This is a genomic window from Rugamonas sp. FW305-51 (assembly GCF_058786935.1).
Genome location: NZ_JBYSZG010000020.1, coordinates 25078 through 51812, shown reverse-complemented (window position 1 = coordinate 51812; position 26735 = coordinate 25078). Strand labels below are relative to the sequence as shown.

General features: G+C 65.3%; 21 protein-coding genes and 1 tRNA gene. 15 read left to right on the top strand and 7 right to left on the bottom strand.

From position 1 onward, the window contains the following. Positions 1 to 33 precede the first annotated feature (33 nt). Both AC3WOS_RS15325 and AC3WOS_RS15320 read right to left on the bottom strand, forming a co-directional pair. The gene (locus AC3WOS_RS15325) at positions 34 to 1341 is read right to left on the bottom strand and encodes a dicarboxylate/amino acid:cation symporter (protein WP_492716879.1); all 1308 of its coding nucleotides are present in this window, start codon (positions 1339 to 1341) and stop codon (positions 34 to 36) included. A 293-nt stretch (positions 1342 to 1634) separates the two neighbouring features. Then, positions 1635 to 2429: a 3-hydroxybutyrate dehydrogenase gene (locus AC3WOS_RS15320; RefSeq protein WP_492716878.1), complete on the bottom strand. Its 795-nt coding sequence runs from the start codon at positions 2427 to 2429 to the stop codon at positions 1635 to 1637. Between the two features lie 168 nt (positions 2430 to 2597). Here AC3WOS_RS15320 and AC3WOS_RS15315 point away from each other — a divergent pair, with 168 nt between their 5' ends. From AC3WOS_RS15315 to AC3WOS_RS15305, 3 genes are read left to right on the top strand one after another with little or no spacing between them, the layout of a single operon-like run. Further along, positions 2598 to 3479: an alpha/beta fold hydrolase gene (locus AC3WOS_RS15315; protein WP_492716877.1), complete on the top strand. Its 882-nt coding sequence runs from the start codon at positions 2598 to 2600 to the stop codon at positions 3477 to 3479. A 40-nt stretch (positions 3480 to 3519) separates the two neighbouring features. Then, positions 3520 to 3870: a RidA family protein gene (locus AC3WOS_RS15310; protein ID WP_492716876.1), complete on the top strand. Its 351-nt coding sequence runs from the start codon at positions 3520 to 3522 to the stop codon at positions 3868 to 3870. Positions 3871 to 3877: 7 nt separating this feature from the next. Further along, entirely contained in the window at positions 3878 to 6124 is a 2247-nt protein-coding gene (locus tag AC3WOS_RS15305) for a RelA/SpoT family protein (RefSeq protein WP_492716875.1), read from the top strand. 136 nt (positions 6125 to 6260) lie between these two features. Here the strand turns inward: AC3WOS_RS15305 and AC3WOS_RS15300 are convergent, their stop codons facing one another. The 3 genes from AC3WOS_RS15300 to AC3WOS_RS15290 form a co-directional block, all read right to left on the bottom strand. After that, the gene (locus AC3WOS_RS15300; RefSeq protein ID WP_492716874.1) at positions 6261 to 9857 is read right to left on the bottom strand and encodes a choice-of-anchor L domain-containing protein; all 3597 of its coding nucleotides are present in this window, start codon (positions 9855 to 9857) and stop codon (positions 6261 to 6263) included. A gap of 128 nt (positions 9858 to 9985) precedes the next feature. Beyond that, positions 9986 to 11341, bottom strand: coding sequence for a sensor histidine kinase (locus tag AC3WOS_RS15295; protein ID WP_492716873.1), 1356 nt, complete (start codon positions 11339 to 11341; stop codon positions 9986 to 9988). Continuing rightward, complete coding sequence (locus AC3WOS_RS15290) at positions 11341 to 12003, bottom strand: response regulator transcription factor (protein WP_492716872.1); 663 nt, start codon at positions 12001 to 12003, stop codon at positions 11341 to 11343. Before AC3WOS_RS15290 ends, AC3WOS_RS15295 begins: the two co-directional genes overlap by 1 nt. Before the next feature lie 209 nt (positions 12004 to 12212). Here AC3WOS_RS15290 and AC3WOS_RS15285 point away from each other — a divergent pair. The 11 genes from AC3WOS_RS15285 (at position 12213) to AC3WOS_RS15235 (ending at position 22864) form a co-directional block, all read left to right on the top strand. After that, positions 12213 to 12289: transfer RNA gene (locus AC3WOS_RS15285), tRNA-Val, on the top strand. Positions 12290 to 12486: 197 nt separating this feature from the next. Continuing rightward, positions 12487 to 14394, top strand: coding sequence for a threonine--tRNA ligase (gene thrS, locus AC3WOS_RS15280; protein WP_492716871.1), 1908 nt, complete (start codon positions 12487 to 12489; stop codon positions 14392 to 14394). A gap of 23 nt (positions 14395 to 14417) precedes the next feature. Further along, a complete protein-coding gene (gene infC / locus AC3WOS_RS15275) occupies positions 14418 to 14966 on the top strand; it encodes a translation initiation factor IF-3 (RefSeq protein ID WP_492716935.1) in 549 nt (182 codons plus the stop codon). 209 nt (positions 14967 to 15175) lie between these two features. After that, positions 15176 to 15373 carry a 50S ribosomal protein L35 gene (rpmI, locus tag AC3WOS_RS15270; RefSeq protein WP_008449407.1) on the top strand — a complete coding sequence of 66 codons (198 nt, stop codon included), beginning with the start codon at positions 15176 to 15178 and terminating at the stop codon, positions 15371 to 15373. Positions 15374 to 15399: 26 nt separating this feature from the next. Further along, on the top strand, positions 15400 to 15759 hold the full coding sequence (gene rplT / locus AC3WOS_RS15265) for a 50S ribosomal protein L20 (RefSeq protein ID WP_182154762.1): 360 nt from the start codon (positions 15400 to 15402) through the stop codon (positions 15757 to 15759). Between the two features lie 97 nt (positions 15760 to 15856). Beyond that, positions 15857 to 16876 carry a phenylalanine--tRNA ligase subunit alpha gene (gene pheS, locus AC3WOS_RS15260; RefSeq protein ID WP_492716870.1) on the top strand — a complete coding sequence of 340 codons (1020 nt, stop codon included), beginning with the start codon at positions 15857 to 15859 and terminating at the stop codon, positions 16874 to 16876. 84 nt (positions 16877 to 16960) lie between these two features. Next, a complete protein-coding gene (pheT, locus tag AC3WOS_RS15255) occupies positions 16961 to 19387 on the top strand; it encodes a phenylalanine--tRNA ligase subunit beta (RefSeq protein ID WP_492716869.1) in 2427 nt (808 codons plus the stop codon). A 174-nt stretch (positions 19388 to 19561) separates the two neighbouring features. Next, on the top strand, positions 19562 to 19915 hold the full coding sequence (locus tag AC3WOS_RS15250) for an integration host factor subunit alpha (RefSeq protein WP_492716868.1): 354 nt from the start codon (positions 19562 to 19564) through the stop codon (positions 19913 to 19915). A 16-nt stretch (positions 19916 to 19931) separates the two neighbouring features. After that, complete coding sequence (locus AC3WOS_RS15245; protein WP_492716867.1) at positions 19932 to 20342, top strand: MerR family transcriptional regulator; 411 nt, start codon at positions 19932 to 19934, stop codon at positions 20340 to 20342. Positions 20343 to 20566: 224 nt separating this feature from the next. Beyond that, positions 20567 to 21199 (top strand): response regulator, encoded by a 633-nt coding sequence (locus tag AC3WOS_RS15240; protein ID WP_492716866.1) that lies wholly within the window; start codon positions 20567 to 20569, stop codon positions 21197 to 21199. A 129-nt stretch (positions 21200 to 21328) separates the two neighbouring features. Beyond that, positions 21329 to 22864: a CHASE3 domain-containing protein gene (locus AC3WOS_RS15235; RefSeq protein WP_492716865.1), complete on the top strand. Its 1536-nt coding sequence runs from the start codon at positions 21329 to 21331 to the stop codon at positions 22862 to 22864. Here AC3WOS_RS15235 and AC3WOS_RS15230 read toward each other — a convergent pair. Continuing rightward, positions 22761 to 23570, bottom strand: coding sequence for a Crp/Fnr family transcriptional regulator (locus AC3WOS_RS15230; RefSeq protein WP_492716864.1), 810 nt, complete (start codon positions 23568 to 23570; stop codon positions 22761 to 22763). The two genes, AC3WOS_RS15235 and AC3WOS_RS15230, sit on opposite strands and share 104 nt — an antisense overlap. A 215-nt stretch (positions 23571 to 23785) precedes the next feature. Beyond that, positions 23786 to 25861 carry a methyl-accepting chemotaxis protein gene (locus AC3WOS_RS15225; RefSeq protein ID WP_492716863.1) on the bottom strand — a complete coding sequence of 692 codons (2076 nt, stop codon included), beginning with the start codon at positions 25859 to 25861 and terminating at the stop codon, positions 23786 to 23788. Positions 25862 to 26044: 183 nt separating this feature from the next. Between AC3WOS_RS15225 and AC3WOS_RS15220 the strand changes: the two genes are divergently transcribed. Beyond that, positions 26045 to 26728, top strand: coding sequence for a response regulator transcription factor (locus AC3WOS_RS15220; RefSeq protein ID WP_492716862.1), 684 nt, complete (start codon positions 26045 to 26047; stop codon positions 26726 to 26728). The last annotated feature ends 7 nt before the right edge of the window (positions 26729 to 26735 follow it).

Sequence of the window (26735 nt, the reverse complement as noted above, 5' to 3'; positions counted from 1 at the left end):
AGTGCGGGGCCGTGCCGGTGGAGCGGGGCAGGCTTAGTGCTGGGCCACTTTCAAGCCTTCCTCGCCGTAGGCCGGGCTGGAAGCGGAGCCGGGGTTGGCCAGCTCCATTTTCAGGCGGTCGTGGTCCAGTTCCTTTTCCCAGTTCGACACGACCACGGCGGCCACGCCGTTGCCCACGAAGTTGGTCAGGGCGCGGCATTCGCTCATGAAGCGGTCGATGCCGAGGATCAGCGCCATGCCGGCCACGGGAATGGTGGGCACCACGGCCAGGGTGGCGGCCAGCGTGATGAAGCCGGCGCCGGTGATGCCGGACGCGCCTTTCGAGGTCAGCATGGCCACGCCGAGGATGGTCAGTTCCTGCGCCAGCGTCAGGTCGGTGTTGGTGGCCTGGGCCACGAACAGGGCCGCCATCGTCATGTAGATGTTGGTGCCGTCCAGGTTGAACGAGTAGCCGGTGGGCACCACCAGGCCGACGACGGACTTGGAGCAGCCGAGCTTTTCCAGCTTGGTCATCAGCGAGGGCAGGGCGCTTTCAGACGAGCTCGTCCCCAGCACGATCAGCAGTTCTTCCTTGATGTAGAGGATGAAGCGGCCGATGGAGAAGCCGGTCAGCTTGGCCACCGTGCCCAGCACGATGAAGACGAACAGGGCGCAGGTCAGGTAGAACGAGCCCATCAGCTTGGCCAGCGGCAGCAGCGAGGCGATGCCGTATTTGCCGATGGTGAAGGCCATGGCGCCGAACGCACCCAGGGGAGCCACTTTCATGATGATGTTGACCATGCCGAAGATGGCGCCGGCGATCTCGTCGATCAGGCGCGTCACGGGCTTGCCCTTCTCGCCCATGATGGACAGGGCGAAGCCGAACAGGATGGCCACCAGCAGCACTTGCAGGATTTCACCCTTGGCGAACGCATCGACCATGGTGTTGGGGATGATGTTCATGACGAAGTCGATCGTCGACTGCGACTTGGCCTTGGTGGTGAATTCGGCGATGGCCTTGGTGTCGAGCGTGGCCGGGTCGGCGTTGAAGCCGGCGCCGGGGCGCAGGATGTTGGCCACGAACAGGCCGATCACGAGCGCGAAGGTGGACACCACTTCGAAATAGAGCAGGGCCTTGCCGCCCACGCGGCCGACTTTCTTGATGTCCTGCATGCCGGCGATCCCCGACACGACGGTGCAGAAGATCACGGGGGCGATGATCATCTTGATCAGCTTGATGAAACCGTCTCCCAGCGGCTTCATGGCGACGGCGTTGGCGGGCAGGAAATAGCCCAGCAATACGCCGCAGGCGATCGCAAACAGCACCTGCACGTATAGTATTTTATAGAACGGCTTTTTCACGGTGACTCCTCGTGGCGGGTAATTTGAGGAGTTCATGATGGATGAAAGGTTCAGTTATCACCATTGTGGTTAACCGCAAATCAGCGCGGTGATAACTGGGGGAGGGCGGCCTGTGGCGTATCCGCCACGGGTGCCGGGCTATATTGGGTTGCAGGCGCTGCGCCCGCCGGCCCGTCACCGGGGGCTGGGCCTGGCAGGGAACTTGCCCCGGAGCGGGGATCATCCAAGGCCGTTGCCCCTGGTTGGCGGCCGGACTGCAGTGTCCGGCCGCGGTCGTTTCACGCAATCGCAGCTTACTGGGCGACCCAGCCGCCATCCATGTTCCACGTCGCGCCGCGCACCTGGCGCGCCGCGTCGCTGCACAGGAACACGGCCATCGCGCCCAGTTCCTCCGGCGTGACGAACTCGCCGGAGGGCTGCTTGTCGGCCAGCAGGGCGCGCTTGGCGTCCTCGTTGCTGCTGCCATCCTTGGCCGCGCGCGCGTCCACCTGCTTTTGCACCAGCGGCGTGAGCACGAAGCCGGGGCAGATGGCGTTGACCGTCACGCCCGTCTGCGCCGTCTCCAGCGCGGCCACCTTGGTCAGCCCCAGCAGGCCGTGCTTGGCCGCCACGTAGGCCGATTTCTGGGCCGAGCCCACCAGGCCGTGCACGGAGGCCAGGTTGATGATGCGGCCCCAGTTCTTGGCGCGCATGCCGGGCAGGGCCAGGCGCATGGTGTGGAAGGCCGAGGTCAGGTTGATGGCGATGATGGCGTCCCATTTGTCGACCGGGAAATCCTCGACGCTGGCCACGTGCTGGATGCCGGCGTTGTTGACCAGCACGTCCACGCCGCCGAACTTGTCGGCGATAAATTTCATCATCGCTTCGATTTCGGCCGGCTTGGACATGTCGGCGTTGTGATAGGCCGTCTGGACCTTGAATTCGCGGGCCACGTCGGCCTGCAGTTTGTCGATCTCGGCCGCGTCGCCGAAACCGTTGAACACGATGTTGGCCCCTTCGGCGGCCAGCGCGCGCGCCATGCCCAGACCGATGCCGGAAGTGGAGCCGGTAACCAGTGCCGTTTTGCCTGCCAGAATAGTGCTTGCCATGTTGTCCTCTGTGATAAAAGATCGCGGGTTGGTGGTATGGAGCGTGCTGCGCTACACTGCGGTAAGATTTTAAGCGCAACGCCCGGTAAAATGTGATCTCCGGTCATCATTACATAAAAATCCACCTGCGGTAGTTGGTGACGAAACCGCATCTGACAAGGAAGTGGCATGTTCGAAGCAAAAATAAAGTCTGTTCAGTGCCTGTCCATGGCCGGCCTGCATCATATGGCGTACAAGGAATGGGGCGCGGCCGACAATCCGAACGTGCTGGTGTGTGTGCATGGCGTGACGCGGGTGTCGGACGATTTCGACGCCATGGCGCGCGCGCTGGCCGCCGACTATCGCGTGATCTGCCCCGACGTCGTGGGCCGCGGCCGTTCCGGCCGGCTGCGCAATCCCCAGCTGTACGTCATTCCCCAGTACGTGAGCGACATGGTCGCGCTGCTGGCGCGGGTACTGGCTGACAACGAGCGCCAGAGCGTGGACTGGTTCGGCACCTCGATGGGCGGCCTGATCGGCCTGGGCCTGGCCTCGCTGCCGGGCAATCCCATCGCGCGCCTGATCCTGAACGACATCGGGCCGTCGCTGGAAGCGGCGGCCCTGCAGCGCATCGGCGACTACATCGGCCAGGATTTGCGCTTCCCCACGTTCGAGGAGGGCGCGCGCTTCATCCGCGACGTCTCGCTCACCTTCGGCCCGCACACGGAAGCGGAGTGGCACAAGCTGGCCGCCGACGTGCTGCGCCAGGACAAGGACGGCATGTGGGTGCGCCATTACGACATGGGCCTGGCCCAGCCGTTCCGTTCGGCCACGCCGGAATCGGTGGCGGCCGACCAGGCGGCCTTGTGGCACTCGTACGACGCCATCACCTGCCCCACGCTGCTGATCCGCGGCAGCGAGTCGGACCTGCTGTCGCGCGACACGGCGCGGAGCATGACCGAGCGCGGGCCACGGGCCACGCTGGTGGAAGTGCCGGGCGTGGGCCATGCCCCCACCTTCGTGCACGACGACCAGATCGCCATCGTCAAGCGATTCTTACTGAACCAATAAACGGCAGCATATCAACAGCAACAAGAACGAGAACACGAGTATGGAAATCAAACGACTGCATGTAGGTAAGCGCCTGTCCGAAGTGGCGATCCACAACAACACCGTCTACCTGGCCGGCCAGGTCGCCGACGACAAGAGCCAGGACATCAACGGCCAGATGCGCGAAGTGCTGGGCCACATCGACCGCCTGCTCGACGAGGCCGGCAGCGACAAGAGCTGCATCCTGAACTGCCAGATCTATCTGTCCGACATGGTCCATTTCGCCGGCATGAACGAGGAGTGGGATGCCTGGGTGCCGCACGGCCACACGCCGCCGCGCGCCACCGTGCAGGCGCAACTGGCCGATCCGGCCTGGCTGGTGGAGATCGTCGTCACCGCCGCTTTACGTTAGGTCGCATATGGTTTCCATTGCGGCGCTCAACAGCGCAACGTCGGACCAGCTGGTGCAGGGCCTGTCGGCCGAGGATGGCGCACGCGTGCTGGCCGCCCTCGACCAGGCCAGCGCGGCCTATGGCGACAAGCTGTGCGGCTGCGGCCAGCCGGCATTCGATTTTTCCGTCGGCGTGGCCGGCACCCTGGCCTTCCTGCGCACCGATGCGGAAACCCGCATCGCCGGCCTGATGTTCGAGCTGACCCTGCTCGACCCCACCCAGGCGCCCACCATCGAGCCGCGCTTCGGCAAGGAAGTGTGCGACCTGGTGTCCGGCGTGCGCCAGCTGATACGGCTGCGCGAACTGACCCGGGGCCAGAAGGACGCAGGCGGCCGCGGCAAGAACGCGGCCCAGCTGGCCGTGGCCCAGGTGGAAACGCTGCGCAAGATGCTGCTGGCCATGGCCACCGACATGCGCGTGGTGCTGGTGCGGCTGGCGTCATGCGTGACGACGCTGCGCTACTTCGCCGACATCAAGCTGTTCAACGATGCCACGCGCGCCTACGGCCGCGAGACGCTGGACCTGTACGCGCCGCTGGCCAACCGGCTCGGTATCTGGCAACTGAAGTGGGAGCTGGAGGACTTGTCGTTCCGCTTCATCGAGCCGGACACGTACAAGCGCATCGCCAAGATGCTGGAAGAAAAGCGCATGATGCGCGAAGGCTTCGTCACCTCGGCCATCGCCCGCCTGCAGTCGGAAATGGCGGCGGCCGGGATCCAGGCCGAAGTGTTCGGCCGGCCCAAGCACATCTACAGCATCTGGAACAAGATGCGCGGCAAGGAACTCGACTTCACCGACCTGTACGACGTACGGGCCTTCCGCGTGATCGTGGCCGACGTCAAGACTTGCTACACGGTGCTGGGCGTGGTGCACAATATCTGGACCCCGATCCCCAAGGAATTCGACGACTACATTTCCCGTCCCAAGCCCAACGGCTACCAGTCGCTGCACACGGTGGTGACGGCCGAGGATGGCCGGCCGCTGGAAGTGCAGATCCGCACCCAGGAAATGCACAACTTCGCCGAGTACGGCGTGGCGGCCCACTGGCGCTACAAGGAGGAGGGCGGTTCCAACTTCGCCGGCCAGAAATACGACGAGAAGATCGCCTGGCTGCGCCAGCTGCTGGCGTGGAAGACGGACGTGGCCGACGCCGTCGTGGGCCAGGAAGAGACCCAGCGCGAGTGGGTGGAAAAACTCAAGGCGGCCGCGCTGGACGACCGCATCTTCGTGCTCACGCCGCAGGCGCGGGTGCTGGAGCTGCCCGTGGGCGCGACACCGATCGACTTTGCCTACCACCTGCACAGCGACGTGGGCCACCGCTGCCGCGGCGCCCGCGTGGACGGGGTGATGGTGCCGCTCAACACGCCGCTGAAGAACGGCCAGACCTGCGAAATCATCACGGCCAAGGGCGCGCCCGGCACGGCCGGTCCGTCGCGCGACTGGCTTAACGTGGACTACACGGTCAGCAGCCGCACGCGCTCCAAGATCCGGGCCTGGTTCCATGCCATCGACATCCAGGAGACGCTGTCCAACGGCCGCGCGCTGGTGGAAAAGTCGCTGCAGCGCGAAGGCAAGACGGCCGTCAACCTGGAAGCGCTGGCGCAAAAGCTGGGCTTTGCCAAGGTGGACGACCTGTTCCTGTCCGTGGGCAAGGAAGAATTCAGCCTGCGCCATGTGGAAAACGCGCTGCACGACCAGGGCGAGCCGGCCGCGCCGGAAGACGCCGTGGTGCTGGGCAAGAGCCGCGCCTCGAGCGTGGAGCAGGGCGCCAAGTCGGGCGTGCTGGTGGTGGGCACGGACGGCCTGATGACGCAACTGGCCAAGTGCTGCAAGCCGGCGCCGCCGGACAGCATCGTCGGCTTCGTCACGCGCGGCAAGGGCGTGTCCATCCACCGCGCCACGTGCAAGAACTTCGCCGAGATGCGGGCCAAGGCGCCGGAACGGGTGATCGTGACGGACTGGGGCCGCACCAGTTCCGACACCGTGTACCCGGTCGACATCTTCATCCTGGCCGGCGACCGCCAGGGCCTGTTGCGCGACATTTCGGAGATTTTCTCGCGCGAGAAGATCAACGTGATCGGCGTCAACACCCAGTCCGCCAAGGGCCAGGCCCGCATGACGTTCACGGCCGAAATCGGCGCCACGGCGCAGCTGCAAAAGGCCTTGCTGGCCATTGCGGAAGTGGGCGGCGTGCTGGAGGCGCGGCGCGCCTGATCCCGCGTCGGCCGGGCGGCGGACCCGCCGCGCGCCAGGCGGGCCCCGGCTCCGGCTTCGGCCCGCGCGTCTGCCACCGGCAGCGCACGGGCCGGGGCGGGACTGGCCGCAGCCATGCGCCCGCCCATTCCTCCCCTTACGTTACGATCAGGTCGGCCGCCGACAGCGCATGTACGCCCACCAGCGTGGCAAACTGGATGGCCGCGCCCTTGCCGCTGCCGTCCGCGTCATAGCTGAGGGCGCCCGTGGTGGTGTTGAACAGCACGTAGTCGTTGCTGTCCAGCGCCGTGCCGGTGGCGCTGGCCACGAAGTTGGCGGCGGCCAGCGGGCCGGTGGTCATCAGCTTCTTGAACACGGCATTTTCCAGCTGGATCACATCCAGGCCGGACTGGAAGTCCGTAATGCTGTCGAGATTGCTGCTGGCGCTCGGGGCCGACTCGAAACGGAACACGTCGGCCCCGGCGCCGCCCGTCAGCACGTCGTTGCCCGCGCCGCCGATCAGCAGGTCGGTGCTGGCGCCCCCAATCAGCGTGTCGTTGCCGGCCAGGCCGGACAGCGTGTTGGCGCCGTCATTGCCGGTCAGGAAGTTGGCCAGCGCGTTGCCGGTGCCGTTCAGCGCGGCGCCGCCCGTCAGCGTCAGGTTCTCGAGGAAATTGCCCAAGGTCCAGCTGACGCTCGCTTCTACCGTATCCACGCCGCCCGCATCGATCTTGCTGGTGGCCGTCGTGGTCTCCAGTACCTTGTCGGAGGCATTGTCGACCACGTAGCTGTCGTTGCCGGCCCCGCCCAGCAGGGTATCGGCGCCGCTGCCGCCGTCGAGCCGGTCGTTGCCGGCGCCGCCGCTCAGGGTGTCGTTGCCGCCCAGACCGTTCAAGCTGTCCGCATAGGCGGTGCCGGTCAGGCTGTCGTTGCCGGCCGTACCGACCTGGTAGCCGGTGACGGCGCCAGTGGCGCCGCTGGTCACGGCTTCGGCCGTGCCATGGCCGTCCGTGTAGCTGGCATGCACGCTGATGGCCTTGCCGACCAGGGCGCTGCCCAGCAGCAGGCTGGCGCCGGTGGCGCCGGCGATCGTGCTGCCGTCGGCCAGCCACTGGTAGGCCAGCTGGCCCATGCCGTCCGCATCGGCCAGGGTGCTGGTGGCCGTCAAGGTCTGTCCCTGCTGGGCGCTGCCGGCGATGGCCAGGCTGCCGGTGGGGCCGTCGTTCACGTTGAGCACGGCCGCCGTCGCGGCGCTGCTCATTTGCTCTTGCGTGCCATGGCCGTCCGTGTAGCTGGCGATGACGCTGATGGCGTGACCCACTTGCGCCTCGGCCAGCGTCAGGCTGGCGCCGGTGGCGCCGGCGATGACGTTGCCGTCGGCCAGCCACTGGTAGCCGATGGCGCCCAGGCCGTCCGCATCGGCCAGCGTGTTGCTGGCGCTGAGGGTCTGGCCCTGGGTGGCCGTGCCGGCGACCAGCACCTCGCCCGTGGGCGCGGCGTTGACGGGCGTCGCCGCGGCCACCACGAACAGCTGGCTGGCCGTGGCGCTGGCGCCGTTGCTGTCGACCACGTCATAGCTCAGTTCCACCGGGCCGGTGTACTGGGCGTCGGGCGTGAAGGTCCAGCTGACGCCGTCGGCGTTCAGTTGCAGCGTGCCGCCGGCGTCGGCGGCCAGGTTGGCGATGTGCAGCTCATCGCCGTCCGGATCGCTGTAGCCTTGCAGCAGCGTGGCCGCCGCGATCTGGTAATCCATTCCCTGCGTCCCTTCCGCCAGGGCGGCGCTGGCGCTGCCGACGGGCGCCTGGTTGAGGTGCACGCTGAGCGTGCCGATCGAGTCCGACAGCACGATATCGAGCCCGCTTTGCAGGTCGTGCCAGATCGATTCGACGGCGGCCACGCTGGAGGCGGAGCCGATGGTGTCGTTGCGGTCCCAGATTTCATGCGCCAGCGCGCCGGCCGGGTCCAGGCCGAGGATGGTGGCGATGGTGGCCTGGTTGCCCAGGTCGAGCGTGGTCCCGGTGCTGTCGGCCAGCAGGATGGCCTGGGTCAGCGCCATGCCCGTCTCGTCGCTGCCGAGCGAGGTCATGACGGCCACCTGCACCAGCGTCTTTTCCAGCGTGAGGGCGGCGGCGTCGGCCGGGTTGGCTTGCAGGGCGGCCCAGCTGTCGTCGTGCAGCAGGTCGACGGTGGGCGCGATGCCCAGCGCCTGCTTGATGACGAGGGCCGCTTCGCTGGTGCTCATGCCCAGCGATACGGCGTTCTGCACCAGGGTCGTCAGCGGGTTTTCCACGCTGGCGCCCAGCGGCGCGCTCAGGTTGAGCATGGTGATGGTGAAGTCGCCATTGCCGGGCGCGGCGATCAGCTTGGCGGCGCTGTCCACGCTCTCCGCCTGGCCGGCCAGGTCCACATAGCCGGCGCTGACGGTGATGTTCTGGCCCACCAGGTCGGCGCCCACCACCAACTGGCTGCCGCTCACGCCCAGGTCCACGCCGTCCGCGTACCAGGTATAGCTGACGCCGCCGGTGGGCACGCCGTCGCTGTCGGACACCTTGGCCGTCAGCGTCTCGCCCTGTGCCCCTATGCCGCTTAGGAAGACCATGCCGGGCGTGTTGGCCGGAGGCGGGGGCGGATTGCCGCTGCCGGCCTGGCTGACCGTGCCGTCCGCGCCCAGGCTCCATTTGCCGTCCGCGAACTGGGCGTATTCCACCGATTTGAGGGTGTCGCTGCCGTCGGCCGCGGAGGCTACCGTGTAGCTGCCGCTGGCCGCGTCGAAGCTGATGGTGTAGTCGGCCTGGTTGCCGGCATAGACGGCCGTGTCGCTGTCGGCGCCGCCGTCCAGGCTGTCGTTGCCCGCGTCACCCTTGAGCTGGTCGGCGCCGCTGCCGCCGTAGACGGTGTCGTTGCCGCTGCCGGCCACCACGATGTCGTCGCCGCCGCCGGCGTAGACGGTGTCGTCGCCGGCCTGCAGGTCAAAATATTCATCCTTGACGCTGCCGGTGATGAGGTCGCTGCCAGCCGTGCCGCCGCCGGAGGTGGCCACCACGCCCGAGCCGGGGATGGTGCCGGCCGTCAGGTTGGACAGGAACAGGCCGCTGTCGTAGATGTGGTCGCCCGTATCGGCAATGCCGATCTTGATGTGGTTGGTCATGCCGGCATTGATGGGGGCCACGATCTTGAGCACATGGCTCACGCCGTCGTATTCGATGGGCAGGGTATTGCCCGCGTTGTCCTGGAAGTAGCCGGCCGCCAGGTTGCCGCTGACCACGCTGAGCGGATGGTTGGGGTCGTGGTTGAACAGGGCGTAGTTGACGCCGTTGACCATCACCACGGCCGAATCGACGAACTGGTCCACCCATTCCGGGAATTCGTCGGAACCGAACACGATGTCGAAGCTGACCGAGGTGGCGTTGGGATCGGTGACGTTGAAGTCGAACGACAGCGTGGTGGCGTCATAGGACTGGGTCTGGAACACGGTGTTGACGACGGCGTCGATGTCGGCGTCGCCGGCGCCGCCGTTGTCGGTGCCGAACCAGGGCATCGTGTTGCTGGTGCCGGGCGTGGTGCCGGACGTGAGCAGCAGGCCGGCGCCTATGCCCAGCGCGCCCAGCGAACCGTCGTACAGGTTGACGGCGTCGGGGCCGGAGGCTTGCAGCACGACCGAGCCGTCGACGATGGCGATGCCGGAGCTGGGGGCCAGCAGGGCGCTGGTGAGTGCGGTGGCGGTGCTGCTGGTGTAGGGGGTAAACGTGGCCATGGTGTCATCCTCTTCAGTTTTCGTGTCGGGCTGGCGTTATGCGCTCTGGCGTGCCGGGGCGCGCCGTATCATCGGAGGACTATACGCAGGCGAGCTGTAGCCAAGCTGAAGGGTTTGATGTCGTTCTGTCAATCGTGCGGGCCGGCGGCCGGGACAGGGAAGCGGACGGCGGCCAGAAAGCCGCCCAGGGTGGGCGAGCGCCCGAATGTGATGGCAGTGTCGTAGGAGGCGGCGATGCCGGCCGCAATGGCCAGCCCCAGGCCGTGGCCGGCCGTCGCCTCGTCGAGCCGGACGCCGCGCCGGGCCAGGCGGGCCAGGTCGGCCTCGGGGCAGCCGGGGCCGTCATCCTCCACCTGCAGCACGACGGCCCCGGCCGGCCCATCCCGGTAGACGCGCAGCAGCACCTGGGAGCGGGCCCATTTGCAGGCGTTGTCGAGCAGGTTGCCGGCCAGTTCCAGCGCGTCTTCACGGTCGCATTGCAGCTGCAAGCCCTCCTGGGCCTCGCAGCGGACGGCCAGCTGGCGTTCCCGGTACAGCATGCGCAGCGTGGTGGCCAGGGCCGTCATTTCGGCCGCCAGGTCGATGGTGGCGGCATGGCCACCGCCGCCGGCCACCCGGGCCCGCCGCAACTCGCTGTCGATGCGGTTGCGCAGCAGCTGCAGCTGTTGCAACATGGCGTCGCCCAGCACGGGGTCCTGGCGGCTGCGGTCCTGTTCGGCCATGTGGGTCAGCACGGCCAGCGGCGTCTTGAGGGCGTGGGCCAGGTTGCCCAGCGCTTCGCGCGAGCGCTGCAGGCGCCGCGTGAGCAGGGCCAGCAGGCGGTTCAGTTCGCGCACCAGGGGCAGCACTTCGGCCGGCACCCGTTCGCCCAGCTGGTCGATCTCGCCCCGCTCCAGCCGGCCCACGTCGGCCCGCACCCGGGCCAGCGGCGACAGGGCCCAGCGCACGATGGCCACCTGGACCGCCAGCAGCAGGGCGAACATGAGCAGGGAGGCGCGTGCGTGGCGCGCCGTCAGCTGCGCCAGCGCGCTGGCGACGGGGCGCATGTCGGTGGCGACGACGATGGTCACTGGCCGGCCCTCGAACGCGTAGCCCGATGCGCTGAGCAGGGTGGCGCGTTGCAGCGGGCCGGTGACCACGGCCACCGTGCGCTGGCCCGGTTGCTGGGGCGCGGCGGCCAGGGTCTGGCCGGACAGCGACGGCGACCGTATCAGCGGCGTGGCGCCGGCCATGATCTGGAAATAGCGGCCCGACGCCGGCGACAGGAACGCGGGATCGAAGTGGGCGATGGCCAGGCTGATCGGCTGGCCGGGCAGGGCCGTCAGGCCGGCGCGCAGTTCATCGGCGTCCTGCGCCAGTTCCCCGGCGATATAGTCGGTCATGACCGTTTGCAAGGTGGCGCCCACCACCGCGCGCTGCACCGCGTACATGGCGGCCAGGCTGAGCATCAGGCCCAGCACCAGGGCGGCCAGCAGCGAGCGCATCAGTCCGGCGCTCCGAACACATAACCCTGGCCGCGGCGGGTGGCGATGCGGCCGGCGCCCAGCTTGTTGCGCAGGCGGTTGACGTGGACTTCGATGACGTTGCTGTCGTGCTCGCTGTCGTTGTCGTACAGGTGTTCCGTCAAATGGGTCTTGGACAGGATCTGGCCCGGGTGGAGCATGAAGTAGCGCAGCAGGCGAAATTCGGTGCCCGACAGGGCGATGCTGCGGTTGTCGAGCAGGACGCACTGGCGGGTTTCGTCCAGCGTCAGGCCGGCCGCCTGCATGGCGCCGCCGGGCTGGGCGTGGCTGCGCCGGATCAGGGCGCTCAGGCGCGCCACCAGTTCTTCCGTGTGGAAGGGCTTGGCCAGGTAGTCGTCGGCCCCGGCCTGGAAGCCGTCGACCTTTTCGCGCCAGGAGTCGCGCGCCGTCAGGATCAGCACGGGCACGGTGTTGGCGCGCGCGCGCCAGTGGCGCAGCGTGTCCAGGCCCGACTGGCGCGGCAGGCCCAGGTCGAGGATGACGGCGTCGTAGGCCCATTCCGTGGCCAGGTATTGCGCGTCCACGCCATTGTCGGCCACGTCCACCGCATAGCCGCGCCGCGCCAGGTCGTCGCGCAGGCGGCCCGACAGGGCGGCATCATCTTCGACCAGCAGCAGCTTCATGACCACTCTCCCGTGACGCGGCCTTGCCGTGGCCGCCAGACTGGAACCAGCATACCAGCAACTGTTTTGCGGATAGCCGTGCTCACGTCATGTTTGGGGCCTGGCGCCGGCCCGGATGGTGCCGGGCAGGGCAGGTAATTCTTTCCTACAATATTTCCTTTTGAAAGCCCTTGTCATTCTGCGGATGGCTCTCTATAATGCTGGTCTTCGGGCGGTTAGTTCAGCTGGTTAGAATACTTGGTCGACATCCAAGGGGTCGCAGATTCGAATTCTGCACCGCCCACCAGAACATGTAAGAGCGAGAAAGGCAATCCGGTTATGACACCGCGAACTACTACCAGGCATGGGGAGTGACGCTAGTCGAACGGGATTCTTTTGCTCAAAAAAAGAAAAAACGCGGCTAGTCCGCGTTTTTTTTCGTCCTTATTTTTACAATTAATCTTTTTGCAGTATTTTTCGGCGCAAGCCGCTTTGGAGATCAATATGCTTTCAGTCCGCCTCCCAGATGGTTCGGCCCGTCAATTCGACGGCCCTGTCACCGTAGCTCAAGTGGCGGCCAGCATCGGTACTGGCCTGGCCAAGGCCGCGCTGGCCGGCAAGGTGGACGGCAAGCTGGTCGACACTTCCTTCCTGATCGAAAAAGATGCGGACCTGGCCATTGTCACCGACAAGGATGCGGACGGCCTGGAAGTGATACGCCACTCGACGGCCCACCTGCTGGCCTATGCCGTCAAGGAGTTGTTCCCCGACGCGCAAGTCACCATCGGCCCCGTGATTGAAAACGGTTTCTATTACGACTTCGCCTACAAGCGCCCGTTCACCCCGGACGACCTGGTGGCGATCGAAAAGAAAATGGCCGAGCTGGCCAAGAAGGATGAGCCCGTCAGCCGCAAGGTGCTGCCGCGCGACGAAGCCATTGCCTATTTCAAGTCCATCGGCGAAGCCTACAAGGCCGAATTGATCGAAGCCATTCCCGCCGACCAGGAAGTGTCGCTCTACACGGAAGGCAAGTTCACCGACCTGTGCCGCGGCCCCCACGTGCCCTCGACGGGCAAGCTCAAGGTGTTCAAGCTGATGAAGCTGGCCGGCGCCTACTGGCGCGGTGACAGCAAGAACGAGATGCTGCAGCGCGTGTACGGCACGGCCTGGACCAAGAAGGAAGACCAGGAGCAGTACCTGTTCCAGCTGGAAGAGGCGGAAAAGCGCGACCACCGCAAGCTGGGCAAGCAGCTCGACTTCTTCCACTTCCAGGACGAAGCGCCGGGCCTGGTGTTCTGGCATCCCAAGGGCTGGACCATCTGGCAGCAGGTCGAGCAATACATGCGCCACAAATACCAGGTCAACGGCTACCAGGAAGTGAAGGCGCCGCAGATTCTCGATTCCAGCCTGTGGGGCAAGACCGGCCACTGGGACAACTACCGCGAGAACATGTTCGTCACCGAGTCGGAAAACCGCTCGTACGCGCTGAAGCCGATGAACTGCCCCGGCCACGTGCAGATCTTCAACAGCAACATGCGCAGCTACCGCGACCTGCCGCTGCGCTACGGCGAGTTCGGCCAGTGCCACCGCAACGAGCCGTCCGGCGCGCTGCACGGCATCATGCGCGTGCGCGGCTTCACCCAGGACGACGGTCACATCTTCTGCACCGAAGAGCAGATCGAGCCGGAAGTGGTGGCCTTCCACACCCAGGCCATGGAAGTCTACCGTGACTTCCATTTCGATAACATCGAAGTCAAGCTGGCGCTGCGCCCCGACAACCGCATCGGCACCGACGAGGTGTGGGATGAGGCGGAAGACGCGCTGCGCTCGGGCCTGCGCGCCTGCGGCGTGACCTGGACCGAGCTGCCGGGCGAGGGCGCCTTCTACGGCCCCAAGATCGAGTATCACCTGAAGGATTCGCTGGGCCGCCCATGGCAGGTCGGCACCATGCAGGTCGACTTCTTCATGCCCGAGCGCCTCGGTGCCGAATACGTGGCGGCCGACAACAGCCGCCAGGTGCCCGTCATGCTGCACCGGGCCATCGTCGGCTCGATGGAGCGCTTCATCGGCATCCTGATCGAGAACTACGCGGGCGCCTTGCCGATGTGGCTGGCGCCGGTGCAAGTGTCGGTGCTCAACATCTCCGACGCGCAGGCCGAATATGTGCAACAAGTGGCTGAAAAGCTGCGCCAGTGCGGGTTCCGGGTGCAGACCGATTTGCGGAACGAGAAGATAACGTATAAAATACGCGAACATTCCGTCCAAAAACTGCCCTACATCCTTGTAGTCGGCGATAAAGAGCGGGATGCCCATACCGTGGCCGTGCGGGCACGGGGCAACGTCGACCTGGGTGTCATGTCCGTCGATGCCCTGGTTGAACGACTCCAGCAAGATGTCGCACACAAAGCCTGACGAGGCAACTCGCAGCGCGGCCGATACATCAGACATTAAAAGGAAACACCATAGCTACTGACAAGTCGCATCGCATCAATGGCGAAATCACTGCCCCTGAAATGCGTTTAAGCGGGGTCGATAACGAGCCTCTCGGTATCGTGACTTTGGCCGAAGCCTTCCGCCTGGCGGAAGAGGCAAACGTCGACCTGGTGGAAATCGCGCCGACCGCGCAACCACCAGTGTGCCGTTTGATGGACTACGGCAAATTCAAGTATTCGGAGCAGAAGAAGGCTCACGAAGCGAAATTGAAGCAGAAGATCATCGCCGTGAAGGAAGTCAAGTTCCGTCCCGGTACCGATGACGGCGATTACAATATCAAGCTGCGCAACCTCATCAAGTTCCTCGATGAAGGCGACAAGACCAAGATCACGCTGCGCTTCCGCGGCCGTGAGATGGCGCACCAGGATATTGGCTTCCGCATGCTGGAACGTCTGAAGGCGGACCTGGAGCCGTACGGCCAGGTCGAGCAGTTCCCGAAGATGGAAGGCCGTCAGATGATCATGGTGCTCTCTCCCAAGAAGAAGAAATAACACGGCGTGTTGAACCGGCCGGCCCCGCCAGGGTGCCGGCTGCAATTCCCGTGCACGATTGCGGCAGTTGGTCTATAATGGCCGGCTGTTGTAATGTGGCGGACTCGCATCTGCTGCAATAACAAGTGAAAGCAGGCATCTAAGCGCAACGTAGTGTTGCCACCTGCAATCCTGTTGATATGGAGCTGTCCGTAAGAGGACAGATTGCTATGCCAAAAATGAAGACCAAAAGCTCCGCGAAAAAACGTTTTCGCGTGCGTCCAGGTGGTACTGTTAAATCGGGTATGGCGTTCAAGCGCCACATTCTGACCAAGAAGACCACCAAAAACAAACGTCAGCTGCGCGGTACCCGCAACATCAACGCTTCGGACGTCACGTCCGTCATGCGTATGATGCCGACTGCTTAATCTCACACTCAATTTAAGGAGTTACTATGCCTAGAGTAAAACGTGGGGTTACAGCTCGTGCCCGTCATAAAAAAGTACTGAACCTGGCCAAGGGTTACCGCGGTCGTCGCAGCAAGGTTTACCGTATTGCCAAGCAAGCAGTGATGCGCGCTGGCCAGTACGCCTACCGCGACCGTCGTAACAAGAAGCGCGTCTTCCGCCGCCTGTGGATCGCCCGTATCAACGCCGCTTCCCGTGAGCATGGCGTGACGTACAGCGTATTCATGAACGGTCTGAAGAAAGCTTCGATCGAACTGGACCGTAAAGTCCTGGCCGACATGGCTGTGATGGACAAGCCAGCATTCGCTGCGATTGTCAACGTTGTGAAAGCAAAAATCGCTGCGTAAGCAATGATTTGTCAGCGCCACCCCAGGGGTGGCGACCAAAAGAACGGGGCAGAGGTGTATACCTGTGCCCCGTTTTTGATTGAGGAAAACGAAAAGCATGGACTCCCTGGAACAACTCGTCGCCTCCGCGGTACAGGATTTCACGGCCGCGCAAGATGACGCCGCCGCACTGGAAAACGCCAAAGCCAAATACCTGGGCAAGACCGGCCAGATTACCGAATTGATGAAGGGCCTGGGCAAGCTGGACCCCGAGCAGCGCAAGGCGCAAGGCGCCCTGATCAACGCCGCCAAGGGACAGATCGAAGCGGCCCTGACGGCCCGGCGCGACGCGCTGGCCGACGCCCAGATGCAAACCCGTTTGAATGCCGAGGCGATCGACGTCTCGCTGCCAGGCCGCGGCCGCGCCGGCGGCGGCATCCATCCCGTGATGCGCACCTGGGAACGGGTGGAAGCGATCTTCCGCTCCATCGGTTTCGACGTGGCCGACGGCCCCGAGATCGAGAACGACTGGACCAACTTCACGGCCCTCAACAGCCCGGAAAACCATCCTGCGCGTTCCATGCAGGACACCTTCTACATCGAAGGCAACGACAGCGAAGGCAAGCCGCTGCTGCTGCGCACCCACACCAGCCCGATGCAGGTGCGCTACGCGCGCAGCCACACGCCGCCGATCAAGGTGATCGCCCCGGGCCGCACCTACCGCGTCGACAGCGACGCCACCCACTCGCCCATGTTCCACCAGGTCGAAGGCCTGTGGATCGCCGAGAACATCAGCTTCGCCGACCTGAAGGGCGTGTACCTGAACTTCGTCAAGGCCTTCTTCGAGACCGACGACCTGCAGGTGCGCTTCCGTCCGTCCTACTTCCCGTTCACGGAACCGTCGGCCGAGATCGACATCGCCTTCGGCTCCGGTCCCTTGAAGGGCCGCTGGCTGGAAGTGTCCGGTTCGGGCCAGGTCCATCCCACGGTGGTGCGCAACTTCGGGCTGGACCCGGAAAAGTACATCGGCTTCGCGTTCGGCTCCGGCCTCGAGCGCCTGACGATGCTGCGCTACGGGATCAACGACCTGCGCCTGTTCTACGAAGGCGACCTGCGTTTCCTCAAGCAGTTCAACTAATCGTCTAAACGGTTTATACCAACAGCGGTCGAGCGCCGTCGCGCTCCCGCTTTCTGAACAATCTTTGCGGCTGAAAGCTCGAATATGCAATTTTCCGAAAACTGGCTCCGTACCATGGTCGATCCGAAGATGACGTCGGACGAACTGGCCCATCTGCTGACGATGTCCGGCCTGGAAGTAGAAGAAGTGGCAGCGGTGGCGCCGCCGTTCTCGAACGTGGTCGTGGGCCACGTGCGCGAGATGATGAAGCACCCCAACGCCGACCGCCTCAACGTGTGCCAGGTGGACGTGGGCACCGGCACCCTGCTCAACATCGTGTGCGGCGCGCCCAATGTGCGCCCCGGCCTGAAGGTGGTGTGCGCCATGGCCGGCGCCGTGCTGCCGCCCGGCGCGGACGGCAAGCCGTTCGAAATCAAGGTGGGCCAGCTGCGCGGCGTCGAGTCGCAGGGCATGCTGTGCTCGGCCAGGGAACTGAAGCTGTCGGAAGAGGGTTCCGGCCTGATGGAACTGCCCGACGACGCGCCCGTGGGCCAGAACTTCCGCGACTACTACGCGCTCAACGACCTCAAGTTCACCATCAAGCTGACCCCGAACAAGGCCGACTGCCTGTCCGTGCTGGGCGTGGCGCGTGAAGTGTCGGCCCTGACGGGCGTGGCGCTGAACGTGCCCCAGTTCCGCACGGCCACCGTCAACAGCACCGAAGTGCTGCCGGTCAAGGTGTCGGCGCCCGACCTGTGCGGCCGCTTCTCGGGCCGCGTGATCCGCCACTTGAACGCCCGGGCCAGCACGCCGGACTGGATGAAGCAGCGCCTCGAGCGCAGCGGCCAGCGTCCCGTGTCGGCCCTGGTCGACATTTCCAACTACGTCATGCTGGAACTGGGCCGTCCGTCCCACGTGTTCGACCTGGCCAAGATCCATGGCGGCCTGGACGTGCGCTGGGGCAAGGCCGGCGAAACCATCAAGCTGCTCAACGGTAACACCATCAGCGTCGACGAATGGGTGGGCGTGATCGCCGACGACAAGGAACTCGAATCGCTGGCCGGCATCATGGGCGGCGACGCCACGGCCGTGTCGCTGGACACGGACAGCATCTACCTGGAAGCGGCGTTCTGGCATCCGGCCGCCATCCAGGGCCGCGCCCGCCGCTACAACTTCTCGACCGACGCCGCCCACCGCTTCGAGCGCGGCGTGGATTACGCCACCACGGTCGAGCACATCGAGCGCATCACGTCGCTGATCCTGGAAATCTGCGGCACCCAGCAAACCCTGGTCGGCCCGGTGGATGACCACGTGGTCAACCTGCCGCAGCGCCAGCCCGTGACCATGCGCACGGCCCGCGCCCAGAAGGTGATCGGGGTGGCGCTGGACGACGCGGCCATCGCCGACATCTTCACCCGGCTGGCCCTGCCGTTCACGCTGGCCGACGGCGTGTTCAGCGTGACGGCGCCCAGCTACCGCTTCGACATCGAGATCGAGGAAGACCTGATCGAGGAAGTGGCCCGCGTGTACGGCTTCGAGAACATCCCGACCGTGGCGCCGGTGGCCGCCAATACCATGATTATCGCGCCGGAAGACACGCGCTCGCTGTTCGCCGTGCGCCACCAGCTGGCCGACCTCGGTTATCAGGAAGTGATCAACATGAGCTTCGTGGAAGCGGCGTGGGAGCAGGACTTCTGCGCCAACGAGCAGCCCATCAAGCTGCAGAACCCCATCGCCAGCCAGCTCAGCGTGATGCGCAGCTCGCTGATCGGCAGCCTGGTGGCCAATGTGCGCTACAACCTGAACCGCAAGGCCAGCCGGGTGCGCGTGTTCGAGACGGGCGCCGTCTACCTGCGCGACGCCAGCGTGGCCGACGGCCCGCTGACCGTGGCCGGCTACCGCCAGCCCAAGCGCGTGGCCGCCATGGCTTACGGTCCCGTGGCCGACGAGCAGTGGGGCCAGGCGAGCCGCAACGTCGACTTCTTCGACGTCAAGGCCGACCTCGAGCAACTGTTCGCGCCGGCCGTGGCCCGCTTCGTCAAGGCCGGCCATCCGGCCCTGCATCCGGGCCGTTCGGCCCGCATCGAGCTCGACGGCAAGACCGTGGGCTACCTGGGCGAACTGCACCCGCGCTGGATGCAGAAGTACGACCTGCCGCAGGCGCCCGTGGTGTTCGAAGTGGATGCTGTTGCTCTTGAGCAACGTTCGCTGCCCGTCTATGCGGAAATCTCCAAGTTCCCCGGCGCCACCCGCGACTTGGCCGCCGTGGTCAAGCAAGGCGTGCCGGCCCAGGATCTGCTCGATACGTTTAATGCTGTGGCGAAAGAAATTCCGCATGGCAATATAGTGCAAGCCATTGTTTTGTTTGATGAATATCGCGGCAAGGGGCTGGAGGCGGACGAAAAATCGCTTGCTTTCCGCTTTAGCTTGCAAGATACTCAAAACACCCTGCAGGACGATGTGGTCGACGCCGTGATGGCCGCGCTGGCCGAGGCGGTCAAGCAAAAGCAGGGCGCACGCTTGCGTGCCTGAGTGCCCGGGGGGCGGTCGCTAGCGTGCCGCGCCGTGGCAGTGCAGGGAGTCCGGCCCGGTCCGGATTCCCCATTCTTTGCGCATACTTTGATAAGGCAGGGCTGTAAAATTAATAACAACGACGTGGATTCCGCCGTCCTTCAATCCGCACTGGCGGCCGATTTGCATCGGGCCATGCAGGTTGCCAAGGTACGCCAGGAAGCGGAAAAGGATTTGCCGACGCTGACCAAGGCGGAGCTGGCCGAGCTGCTGTTCGAGCAGGTCGGCCTGAACAAGCGGGAAGCGAAGGACATGGTCGAGACCTTCTTCGACGAGATCCGCAACGCGCTTGAGCGGGGCGAGGCCGTCAAGCTGTCCGGCTTCGGCAACTTCCAGCTGCGCGACAAGCCGCAGCGGCCGGGCCGCAACCCGAAGACGGGCGAAGAGATACCCATCACGGCGCGCCGCGTCGTGACCTTCCACGCCAGCCAGAAGCTCAAGGGCATGGTCGAGGAGAGCAATCCGACCGCGGCGCGCGCCGCCGCCTGACAGGGACTGACCCGCGATGAACGACCGCCTCGCCAAATCCGAACTTGCGGTGTTGCCGCCCATTCCGGCCAAGCGCTACTTCACCATCGGCGAGGTGAGCGAGCTGTGCGGCGTCAAGCCCCATGTGCTGCGCTACTGGGAGCAGGAATTCACCCAGCTCAAACCCGTCAAGCGGCGCGGCAACCGGCGCTATTACCAGCACCACGAGGTGCTGCTGATACGGCGCATCCGCGAGCTGCTGTACGAGCAGGGCTTCACCATCAGCGGGGCGCGCAATAAACTGGACAGCCGGACGTACGATTCCGGCCAAGGGGAGTATGATGGTGCGTCCGGCTTGAACGGCAGCGCGCCGCCAGCCGCCGTGCCTGCCCTGGACCGGGAGCGGATACGCAAGGAATTGTTGGCGATACTGTCCCTGCTCCAATGAGTGGGCGCAGCGGAAAGAAAAGGCGCGCACAAGGCGTCTTTTTTTTCGTCCCCCCGCCGTTACCCCGCCGGCGAAAATGTCAAATCGGATTTCCATCGAATGTTAAATCGGTAGTGTTATAATGCTAATGTTAAGTTTTTCGTCAGTGCGGCTGAGCCGCGCGGGCGGAGGTGGCGTGAAGTCCGGATCCGCCCTGGCTGGTCCGGACGCAACGAGGGGGAACAATGATACGCGTTGCCATATGTGACGACCATCAGATAGTCCGCGCGGGCTTCAAGCAGATTTTTTCGTCGTCCGACGATTTCGACGTGGTGGCCGAGGCCGGCAGCGGCCGGGAGGCGCTCGACATCGCCCGGCGCGAGATCTGCGACGTGCTGCTGCTCGACATCGCCATGCCGGACCAGAGCGGCATCGACACGCTGCGCACCATCCGCCAGGGCCAGCCGGACTTGCCGGTGCTGATACTGTCGGGCTATCCGGCCCAGCAGTACGCGCTCAACCTGTTCAAGATGGGGGCCAACGGCTACCTGAACAAGGAATGCGAGGCCGACGAGCTGATGACGGCCGTGCGCACCGTGTTCCAGGGGCGGCGCTATGTGAGCGCCACCGTGGGCGAGTTGTTGGCCCAGAGTTTCGACCGCGACCCCAACACGGCGCCCCACACGGAGCTGTCGGACCGCGAGTTCCAGGTGTTCCTGCGGCTGGCGCGGGGCGCCACCGTGAGCGACATCGGGGTGGCCTTGTCGCTGAGCATCAAGACCGTCAGCACTTACCGCACCCGCATCATGGAAAAGATGGGCATGCAGTCGAACAGTGACCTGACCTATTACGCCATGAAAAATAACTTGCTTGACTGAAAGTAGTTGATCGACAGGGGGCGCGCACTGTAGGGCTGGCGCGCTGCGGCGGGCGGCCACCCGGACTATAATGGGGTGGCCCGGCGCATCTCAGCCGCCCGCCGAACCTCTCGAAGGATGTCTATCAGGATGTATTTCACCGCCTCCGCGGCACCCCTGCACCGTCTGCCGCTGTATAAGACCATCTTGTGCGTGACTTGCGTGCTGATTCTGATCGTCAATGGATTCAGCCTGTTCCACAATTTGCAATCGCTCAAGGGCGCCAACTTCCTGCAAAGCCAGACCTCGCGCGTGGCCGACCGCCTGCAATACCTGAACGTGCTGGTATTGGATGCGGAAAGCAGCATGCGCGGCTATTTCATTTCCGGGCGCGAATCGTACCTGGGGCCGGCCCGCACGGCCGTGACGGAGACGGAAAGCGAATTCAAGGAACTGGAGAAGCTGCTGGCCGACAGCCCGTCCCAGCTCAGGAACCTGGCCCAGCTGCACACGCTGGTGCGGCGCAAGCTGGCCCTGCTGAACCAGTCGATCGACGTCTACCGCGAAGGCGGCCTGGACGAGATCGTCAAGATCGCCAAGGTCAGCGACGGCCGCTCCAGCATGGACGAGATCCGGCTGCAGGTGGTCATCATGGAGCAGGAGCAGAACGAGACGCTGGCCGCCCGCAGCGCCGTGTTCTACCACGAGTACCAGAAGGCCGTGCTGCTGGGCATGGGCATCAATGCCGTGGCCATCATCGTGCTCATCATGTTCTACCAGCTGGTGCGGCGCAGCTTCCAGAACCGGGCCGCCGTCGAACACGCGCTGCAAAGCGCCAACGAGAACCTGGAGACGACCGTGGCCCAGCGCACCGAGCAGCTGTCGGTGCTGTCGCGCCACCTGATCAGCATCAGCGAAGAGGAGAAAGTGCGGCTGTCGCGCGAACTGCACGACGAAATGGGGGCCAACCTGACCTCGATCGGCATGGATATCGCGGCCGTCACCCAGCAGCTGCAAAAGACGGCGCCGGAACTGGCCACCCAGCTGCGCCGGGCCCGGGCCACGCTGGTGGAAACGGTGGAAATGAAGCGCCGCATCGTCGAGGACCTGCGCCCCAGCCTGCTCGACAACCTGGGCCTGTGCGCCGCCATCGAAAGTTATTGCGACGAGTTCAGCCGCCTGGCCCACGTCCGCTGCGACGTCGACATCGCGGCCGAGCTGGAAAAAGACGCGAACCGCTCGGGCGACCTGTCGATCGCCCTGTTCCGCATCGTGCAGGAATCGCTGACCAATATCCGCAAGTATGCCAAGGCCAGCCGGGTGTCCGTCATGCTGCGCCGCACGGTCGACGGGCTGGTGCTGCGCGTGATCGACGACGGGGTGGGCATCGCGGCCAATACGCTGGCCAAGCCCATGTCGCACGGCATCCTGGGGATGCGGGAACGGGCCTTGCTGCTGGGCGGTACGCTCAATATACGGCGCGGCCGTAACGATGCGGGTACCTGTATCGAAGTGCATATTCCCTTGCGCCGCAAGCCGGCGGCCGGGGTGGAACAGCCGCCGGAACTGGCGGCCATGGCCGTCAGCAGCGTGCCACGTCCAGCAGCAGACGATCATATTCCGTCTTCGCCACCTTGTAGCACTCGCCCGCATACTGTTCCAGACCTGGACGATCGAGTACCGTGATGTTACCGCGGCGATAGGTGATCATACCTTCGTCCTGCAGCTTGCCGGCGGCGGCCGTGATGCTTTCGCGCCGCACGCCGAGCATGATGGAAATCATTTCCTGGGTCACCTTCAATTCGTTGGACGGCGAACGGTCGAGGCGGTCGAGCAGCCAGCGGCACAGTTTCTGTTCGATCGAGCTGTGCATGCCGCCCACCGCGTTCTGCGCCATCTGGGCGAACAGGGCCGTGTTGTAGCGCATCAACAGCTGGGGCAGGGCGCCGCCCTGGTTGAAGGCGTCGCGCAGCTGCTGGGCTTTCAGGCGGTAGCCGTAACCGGCGCTCTGCACCACGGCGCTGCACATGGCCCGCTCACCGGGAAACAGCGATACGCCGGCCACCCCTTCATGGCCGACCACGGCGATTTCCGTGGTGGCGCCGTCCGCCATCACATACAGCAGCGAGACGATGGCCGTGGTGGGGAAATAGACGTTGTCGAGTGTGGCGCCATAGGTAAACAGTTCCTTGCCGAATGGTAATTGCACCAGCTCCAGATGTTCGAACAAGGATTCCAGCACTTCGCGCGGGAGGGCCGCCAGCAATTCGTTCTGCTGGGTGCCGCTGTGGCTGACAACCGGCCGTGGCACAAGCTTGAGTTCCCGCGATTTGACGGCCGCGCTGGTGGCGCGCGGCGCTTTGACGGTGGCAACAAGTTGGGTGTTGTTCATTTTCTTCCTCACAAGCTTAAAGTACAGGTGTCATGCAAGGTCTGGCGGGCCGGTTGTTTTCCCGACACTAAGCGAGCCTTGCGCGTTGCAGTCACTTTAAGCGCTAAGTTAGATAGCGAACATAAGAGGACTAGTCGCCCCCCTGTAGGCTTGCAACATGCAGCTTTGTCAGCCTAGTCCTACTGCAGAGCCAGACCCGGCCCTGCCTTGCGATCTCAGGCACGGCGCTGGCGGGCCGGCTGGCGTGGCGCCAGGCGCGGCTTGTTGGCCGACCAGGCGCCCGGCGGCGCCACCGTGGGCAGCGGCGCGGCGGCCGGGTAGGCTGCGTATCCCATGGCGGCCTGGGCCGGCGTGCCATCGTCCCGCTCCAGGCGGAAGCGGCTGACGGCCTGTTCCAGCTGGGCCGTTTCCGCATGCAGGCGCCGCGAGCCGTCGCTGGCCTGCTGCACCAGGGCCGCGTTCTGGCCCGTCATCTGGTCGATGCGGGCCAGGGCCGTGCCCACCTGGGCGATGTCGGCGCTTTGTCCCGCTTCGGCGGCGCTGATCTGTTCGATCACGGCGGCCGCCTCGTGCACGGCCTGCACCACCTCGTCCATGGTGCTGCCGGCCACGTTGACCAGCGCGCTGCCCGCTTCCACCTGGGCCACCGAGTCGCCGATCAGCTGCTTGATTTCCAGCGCGGCGGCCGCCGAGCGCTGGGCCAGGTTGCGCACTTCGCCGGCCACGACGGCGAAGCCGCGCCCCTGTTCGCCGGCCCGGGCCGCTTCCACGGCCGCGTTCAGGGCCAGGATATTGGTCTGGAAGGCGATGCCGTTGATGACGCCGATGATGTCGACGATGCGGCTGGAACTGCTGCGGATGGAGGCCATGGTGTCGACCACGGCGCCCACCGTCTGGCCGCCGCGCTGGGCCAGCCCGGAGGCTGATACGATCAGTTCGTGGCCGCGCTGGGCGTGGGCCGCGCCGCGCTGGACGGTGGTCGTCAGCTGCTGCATGGAGGCGACCGTGTCGGCCAGGGCCGCGGCCTGGCTGCTGGTGTGGTGCGACAGGGTGGCGTTGCCTTCGGCCAGGGCATCGGTGGCGCCGGCGATGGCGCCGGCGCCGCTGCGGATTTCCGCCACCAGCGTGGCCAGCGCCGCCGTCATGGCGCCGAAGGCGTTGACCAGGCCGCCGATCTCGTCCGAGCTGCGCGAGCTGATGCGCTGGGTCAGGTCGCCGGCGGCCGCGCTTTGCACGGCGCGCCGCAGGTGGCCGATGTCGCGCGCGAACGAGCGGTAGAAGCCGGCGAACAGGTAGGCGGCCAGCGCCGCCACGGCCAGCACGGCGGCCAGCATCAGGTTGCGGCGCAGGCCGTCGCGCGCGATGCGCTCGGCCAGCAGCTGGTCCAGTACCTTGGCCGAGGCCGACGAGAAGCCGTACAGGCCGTCGATGGCCTGGTTGCCGGCCCCATTGAATTCCTTGCCCGAGCTCTGGTTGTAGGAATTGGTCACTTCATTCTTGGCCCGCTCCAGGAAGGCCAGCGCGGCCGGCACGGCGCTCAGCTGGGCCTGCAGGGCGGGCTTGAGCTGGGGCGTGTTGCGGAACACGGCGTCGAACTGGGCCGGCACCCGCTCCAGGTCGTGGCGGGCGATCATGGCGGTGGCGTTGAGCAACTGGTCCTCGTTGCCTTCGAGCAGGCCGGTGTCGATGAAGGCGGCGCCGCGGCCGGCGATCACGGACAAGCTTTCGGCGATGTCGGGGAAGGTTTTCAGGAACGACGCGATCAGGTAGTAGGTCTGCACTTCCGGGTCCAGGCTCAGGTTGGAGCGGTCGGCCACCAGCGTCGTCAGGCGCGCCATGTCGGCCACCAGCGCGCTGTGCAGGGCGAAGCTGTCCCTGGCGTCCAGCGTGCCCTGGCGTTGCAGCAGGGTGTCCCACTGCTTGCGCAGCGCCTGCCACTCGGGCAGGGCGGCCACGCTGCCGGCGTCGGCCTGGAACGTGTCGAGCTGGCGCATGCGCTGGGTGATGGCGTCGCGCTGGGGCGCCGGCGCCGCGTTGGCCGGGCTGGCCCGGCGCAGGTGTTCCTGGGCCCGCAGCTGCTGGGTCAGGCGCGTGATTTCCTGCAACTGGCCGATGTAGGCCACGCCGCGCTGTTCCTGTTCCGTGCGGGCGATGGATTTGTGCAATTCCTGCATCAGCATGGCCGTCACCAGCAGCAGCGGCAACAGGAACACGAGGCAGATCAGGGTGAATTTGGGCAGCAGGCGCAGGCGCTGCATCAGGGCGATGGCAGGCTGGAGAAGGGCAGTCATGTATTTTCCATAATAGAATTGGTATTTCCGTAATGCAATAATGCACGGCAAATGTGACAGCATGATGAATTTGCCTCATGCAGCTCCGCTCCCTGTCGTTTTGCTTGGGGCCTGTACAACAAATGCCGCATAATGCGTGCAGCGGGCGCCTGCCTTTTTTCCAATCTTTCAATTTTCCCGAGCATGCACGTACTAGTAGTGGAAGACGATGCCGTGCTGGCCGACGGCCTGACGCGCGCGCTGGCCGGGCACGGCATGGCGGTCGATGTGGTGAGCCACGGCGACCAGGCCGACCTGTTGTTGCAGCGGGCCGGGGCGGCCGACGTGGTGGTGCTCGACATCGGCTTGCCCGGCATCGACGGCTTCGAAGTGGTGCGCCGGCTGCGCCTGCGCGGCAGCGCCATCCCCGTGCTGTTGCTGACGGCGCGCGACGCCATCGAAGACCGGGTGCGCGGCCTGGAGCTGGGCGCCGACGACTACCTGGTCAAGCCTTTCGCCACGGCCGAACTGGTGGCGCGGGTGCGGGCGCTGGCGCGGCGCAACGCGCCCAAGCCCACCGTGCTGGCACTGGGTGCCCTCACGCTCGACACGACGGCCAAGCGGGCCCGCATCGGCGAGCGCGTGATCGAGCTGTCCGTGCGCGAGTGGGCCGTGCTGGAATACCTGCTGCAGCATGGCTCGCGGGTGGTGTCCAAACAGCAGATCATCGACGCCATCCTGCCCTGGGGCGAGGACGTGACGCTCAATGCGGTGGAAGTCTACATCTCGCGCCTGCGCCTGAAGATTGCCGACGCCGGCATCACCATCCGCACCATCCGCGGCTTTGGCTACATGCTCGAAGCGAGCGGCGCCGTGCCTGGCGCATAAGCGGAGT

Excerpts from the sequence above, each read along its gene's own strand:
- AC3WOS_RS15320 (WP_492716878.1), bottom strand. The coding sequence starts at position 2,429 with ATGGCAAGCACTATTCTGGCAGGCAAAACGGCACTGGTTACCGGCTCC.
- AC3WOS_RS15315 (WP_492716877.1), top strand. The coding sequence starts at position 2,598 with ATGTTCGAAGCAAAAATAAAGTCTGTTCAGTGCCTGTCCATGGCCGGC.
- AC3WOS_RS15310 (WP_492716876.1), top strand. The coding sequence starts at position 3,520 with ATGGAAATCAAACGACTGCATGTAGGTAAGCGCCTGTCCGAAGTGGCG.
- AC3WOS_RS15305 (WP_492716875.1), top strand. The coding sequence starts at position 3,878 with ATGGTTTCCATTGCGGCGCTCAACAGCGCAACGTCGGACCAGCTGGTG.
- AC3WOS_RS15300 (WP_492716874.1), bottom strand. The coding sequence starts at position 9,857 with ATGGCCACGTTTACCCCCTACACCAGCAGCACCGCCACCGCACTCACC.
- AC3WOS_RS15295 (WP_492716873.1), bottom strand. The coding sequence starts at position 11,341 with ATGCGCTCGCTGCTGGCCGCCCTGGTGCTGGGCCTGATGCTCAGCCTG.
- AC3WOS_RS15290 (WP_492716872.1), bottom strand. The coding sequence starts at position 12,003 with ATGAAGCTGCTGCTGGTCGAAGATGATGCCGCCCTGTCGGGCCGCCTG.
- thrS (WP_492716871.1), top strand. The coding sequence starts at position 12,487 with ATGCTTTCAGTCCGCCTCCCAGATGGTTCGGCCCGTCAATTCGACGGC.
- rpmI (WP_008449407.1), top strand. The coding sequence starts at position 15,176 with ATGCCAAAAATGAAGACCAAAAGCTCCGCGAAAAAACGTTTTCGCGTG.
- rplT (WP_182154762.1), top strand. The coding sequence starts at position 15,400 with ATGCCTAGAGTAAAACGTGGGGTTACAGCTCGTGCCCGTCATAAAAAA.
- pheS (WP_492716870.1), top strand. The coding sequence starts at position 15,857 with ATGGACTCCCTGGAACAACTCGTCGCCTCCGCGGTACAGGATTTCACG.
- pheT (WP_492716869.1), top strand. The coding sequence starts at position 16,961 with ATGCAATTTTCCGAAAACTGGCTCCGTACCATGGTCGATCCGAAGATG.
- AC3WOS_RS15250 (WP_492716868.1), top strand. The coding sequence starts at position 19,562 with ATGCAGGTTGCCAAGGTACGCCAGGAAGCGGAAAAGGATTTGCCGACG.
- AC3WOS_RS15245 (WP_492716867.1), top strand. The coding sequence starts at position 19,932 with ATGAACGACCGCCTCGCCAAATCCGAACTTGCGGTGTTGCCGCCCATT.
- AC3WOS_RS15240 (WP_492716866.1), top strand. The coding sequence starts at position 20,567 with ATGATACGCGTTGCCATATGTGACGACCATCAGATAGTCCGCGCGGGC.
- AC3WOS_RS15235 (WP_492716865.1), top strand. The coding sequence starts at position 21,329 with ATGTATTTCACCGCCTCCGCGGCACCCCTGCACCGTCTGCCGCTGTAT.
- AC3WOS_RS15230 (WP_492716864.1), bottom strand. The coding sequence starts at position 23,570 with ATGAACAACACCCAACTTGTTGCCACCGTCAAAGCGCCGCGCGCCACC.
- AC3WOS_RS15225 (WP_492716863.1), bottom strand. The coding sequence starts at position 25,861 with ATGACTGCCCTTCTCCAGCCTGCCATCGCCCTGATGCAGCGCCTGCGC.
- AC3WOS_RS15220 (WP_492716862.1), top strand. The coding sequence starts at position 26,045 with ATGCACGTACTAGTAGTGGAAGACGATGCCGTGCTGGCCGACGGCCTG.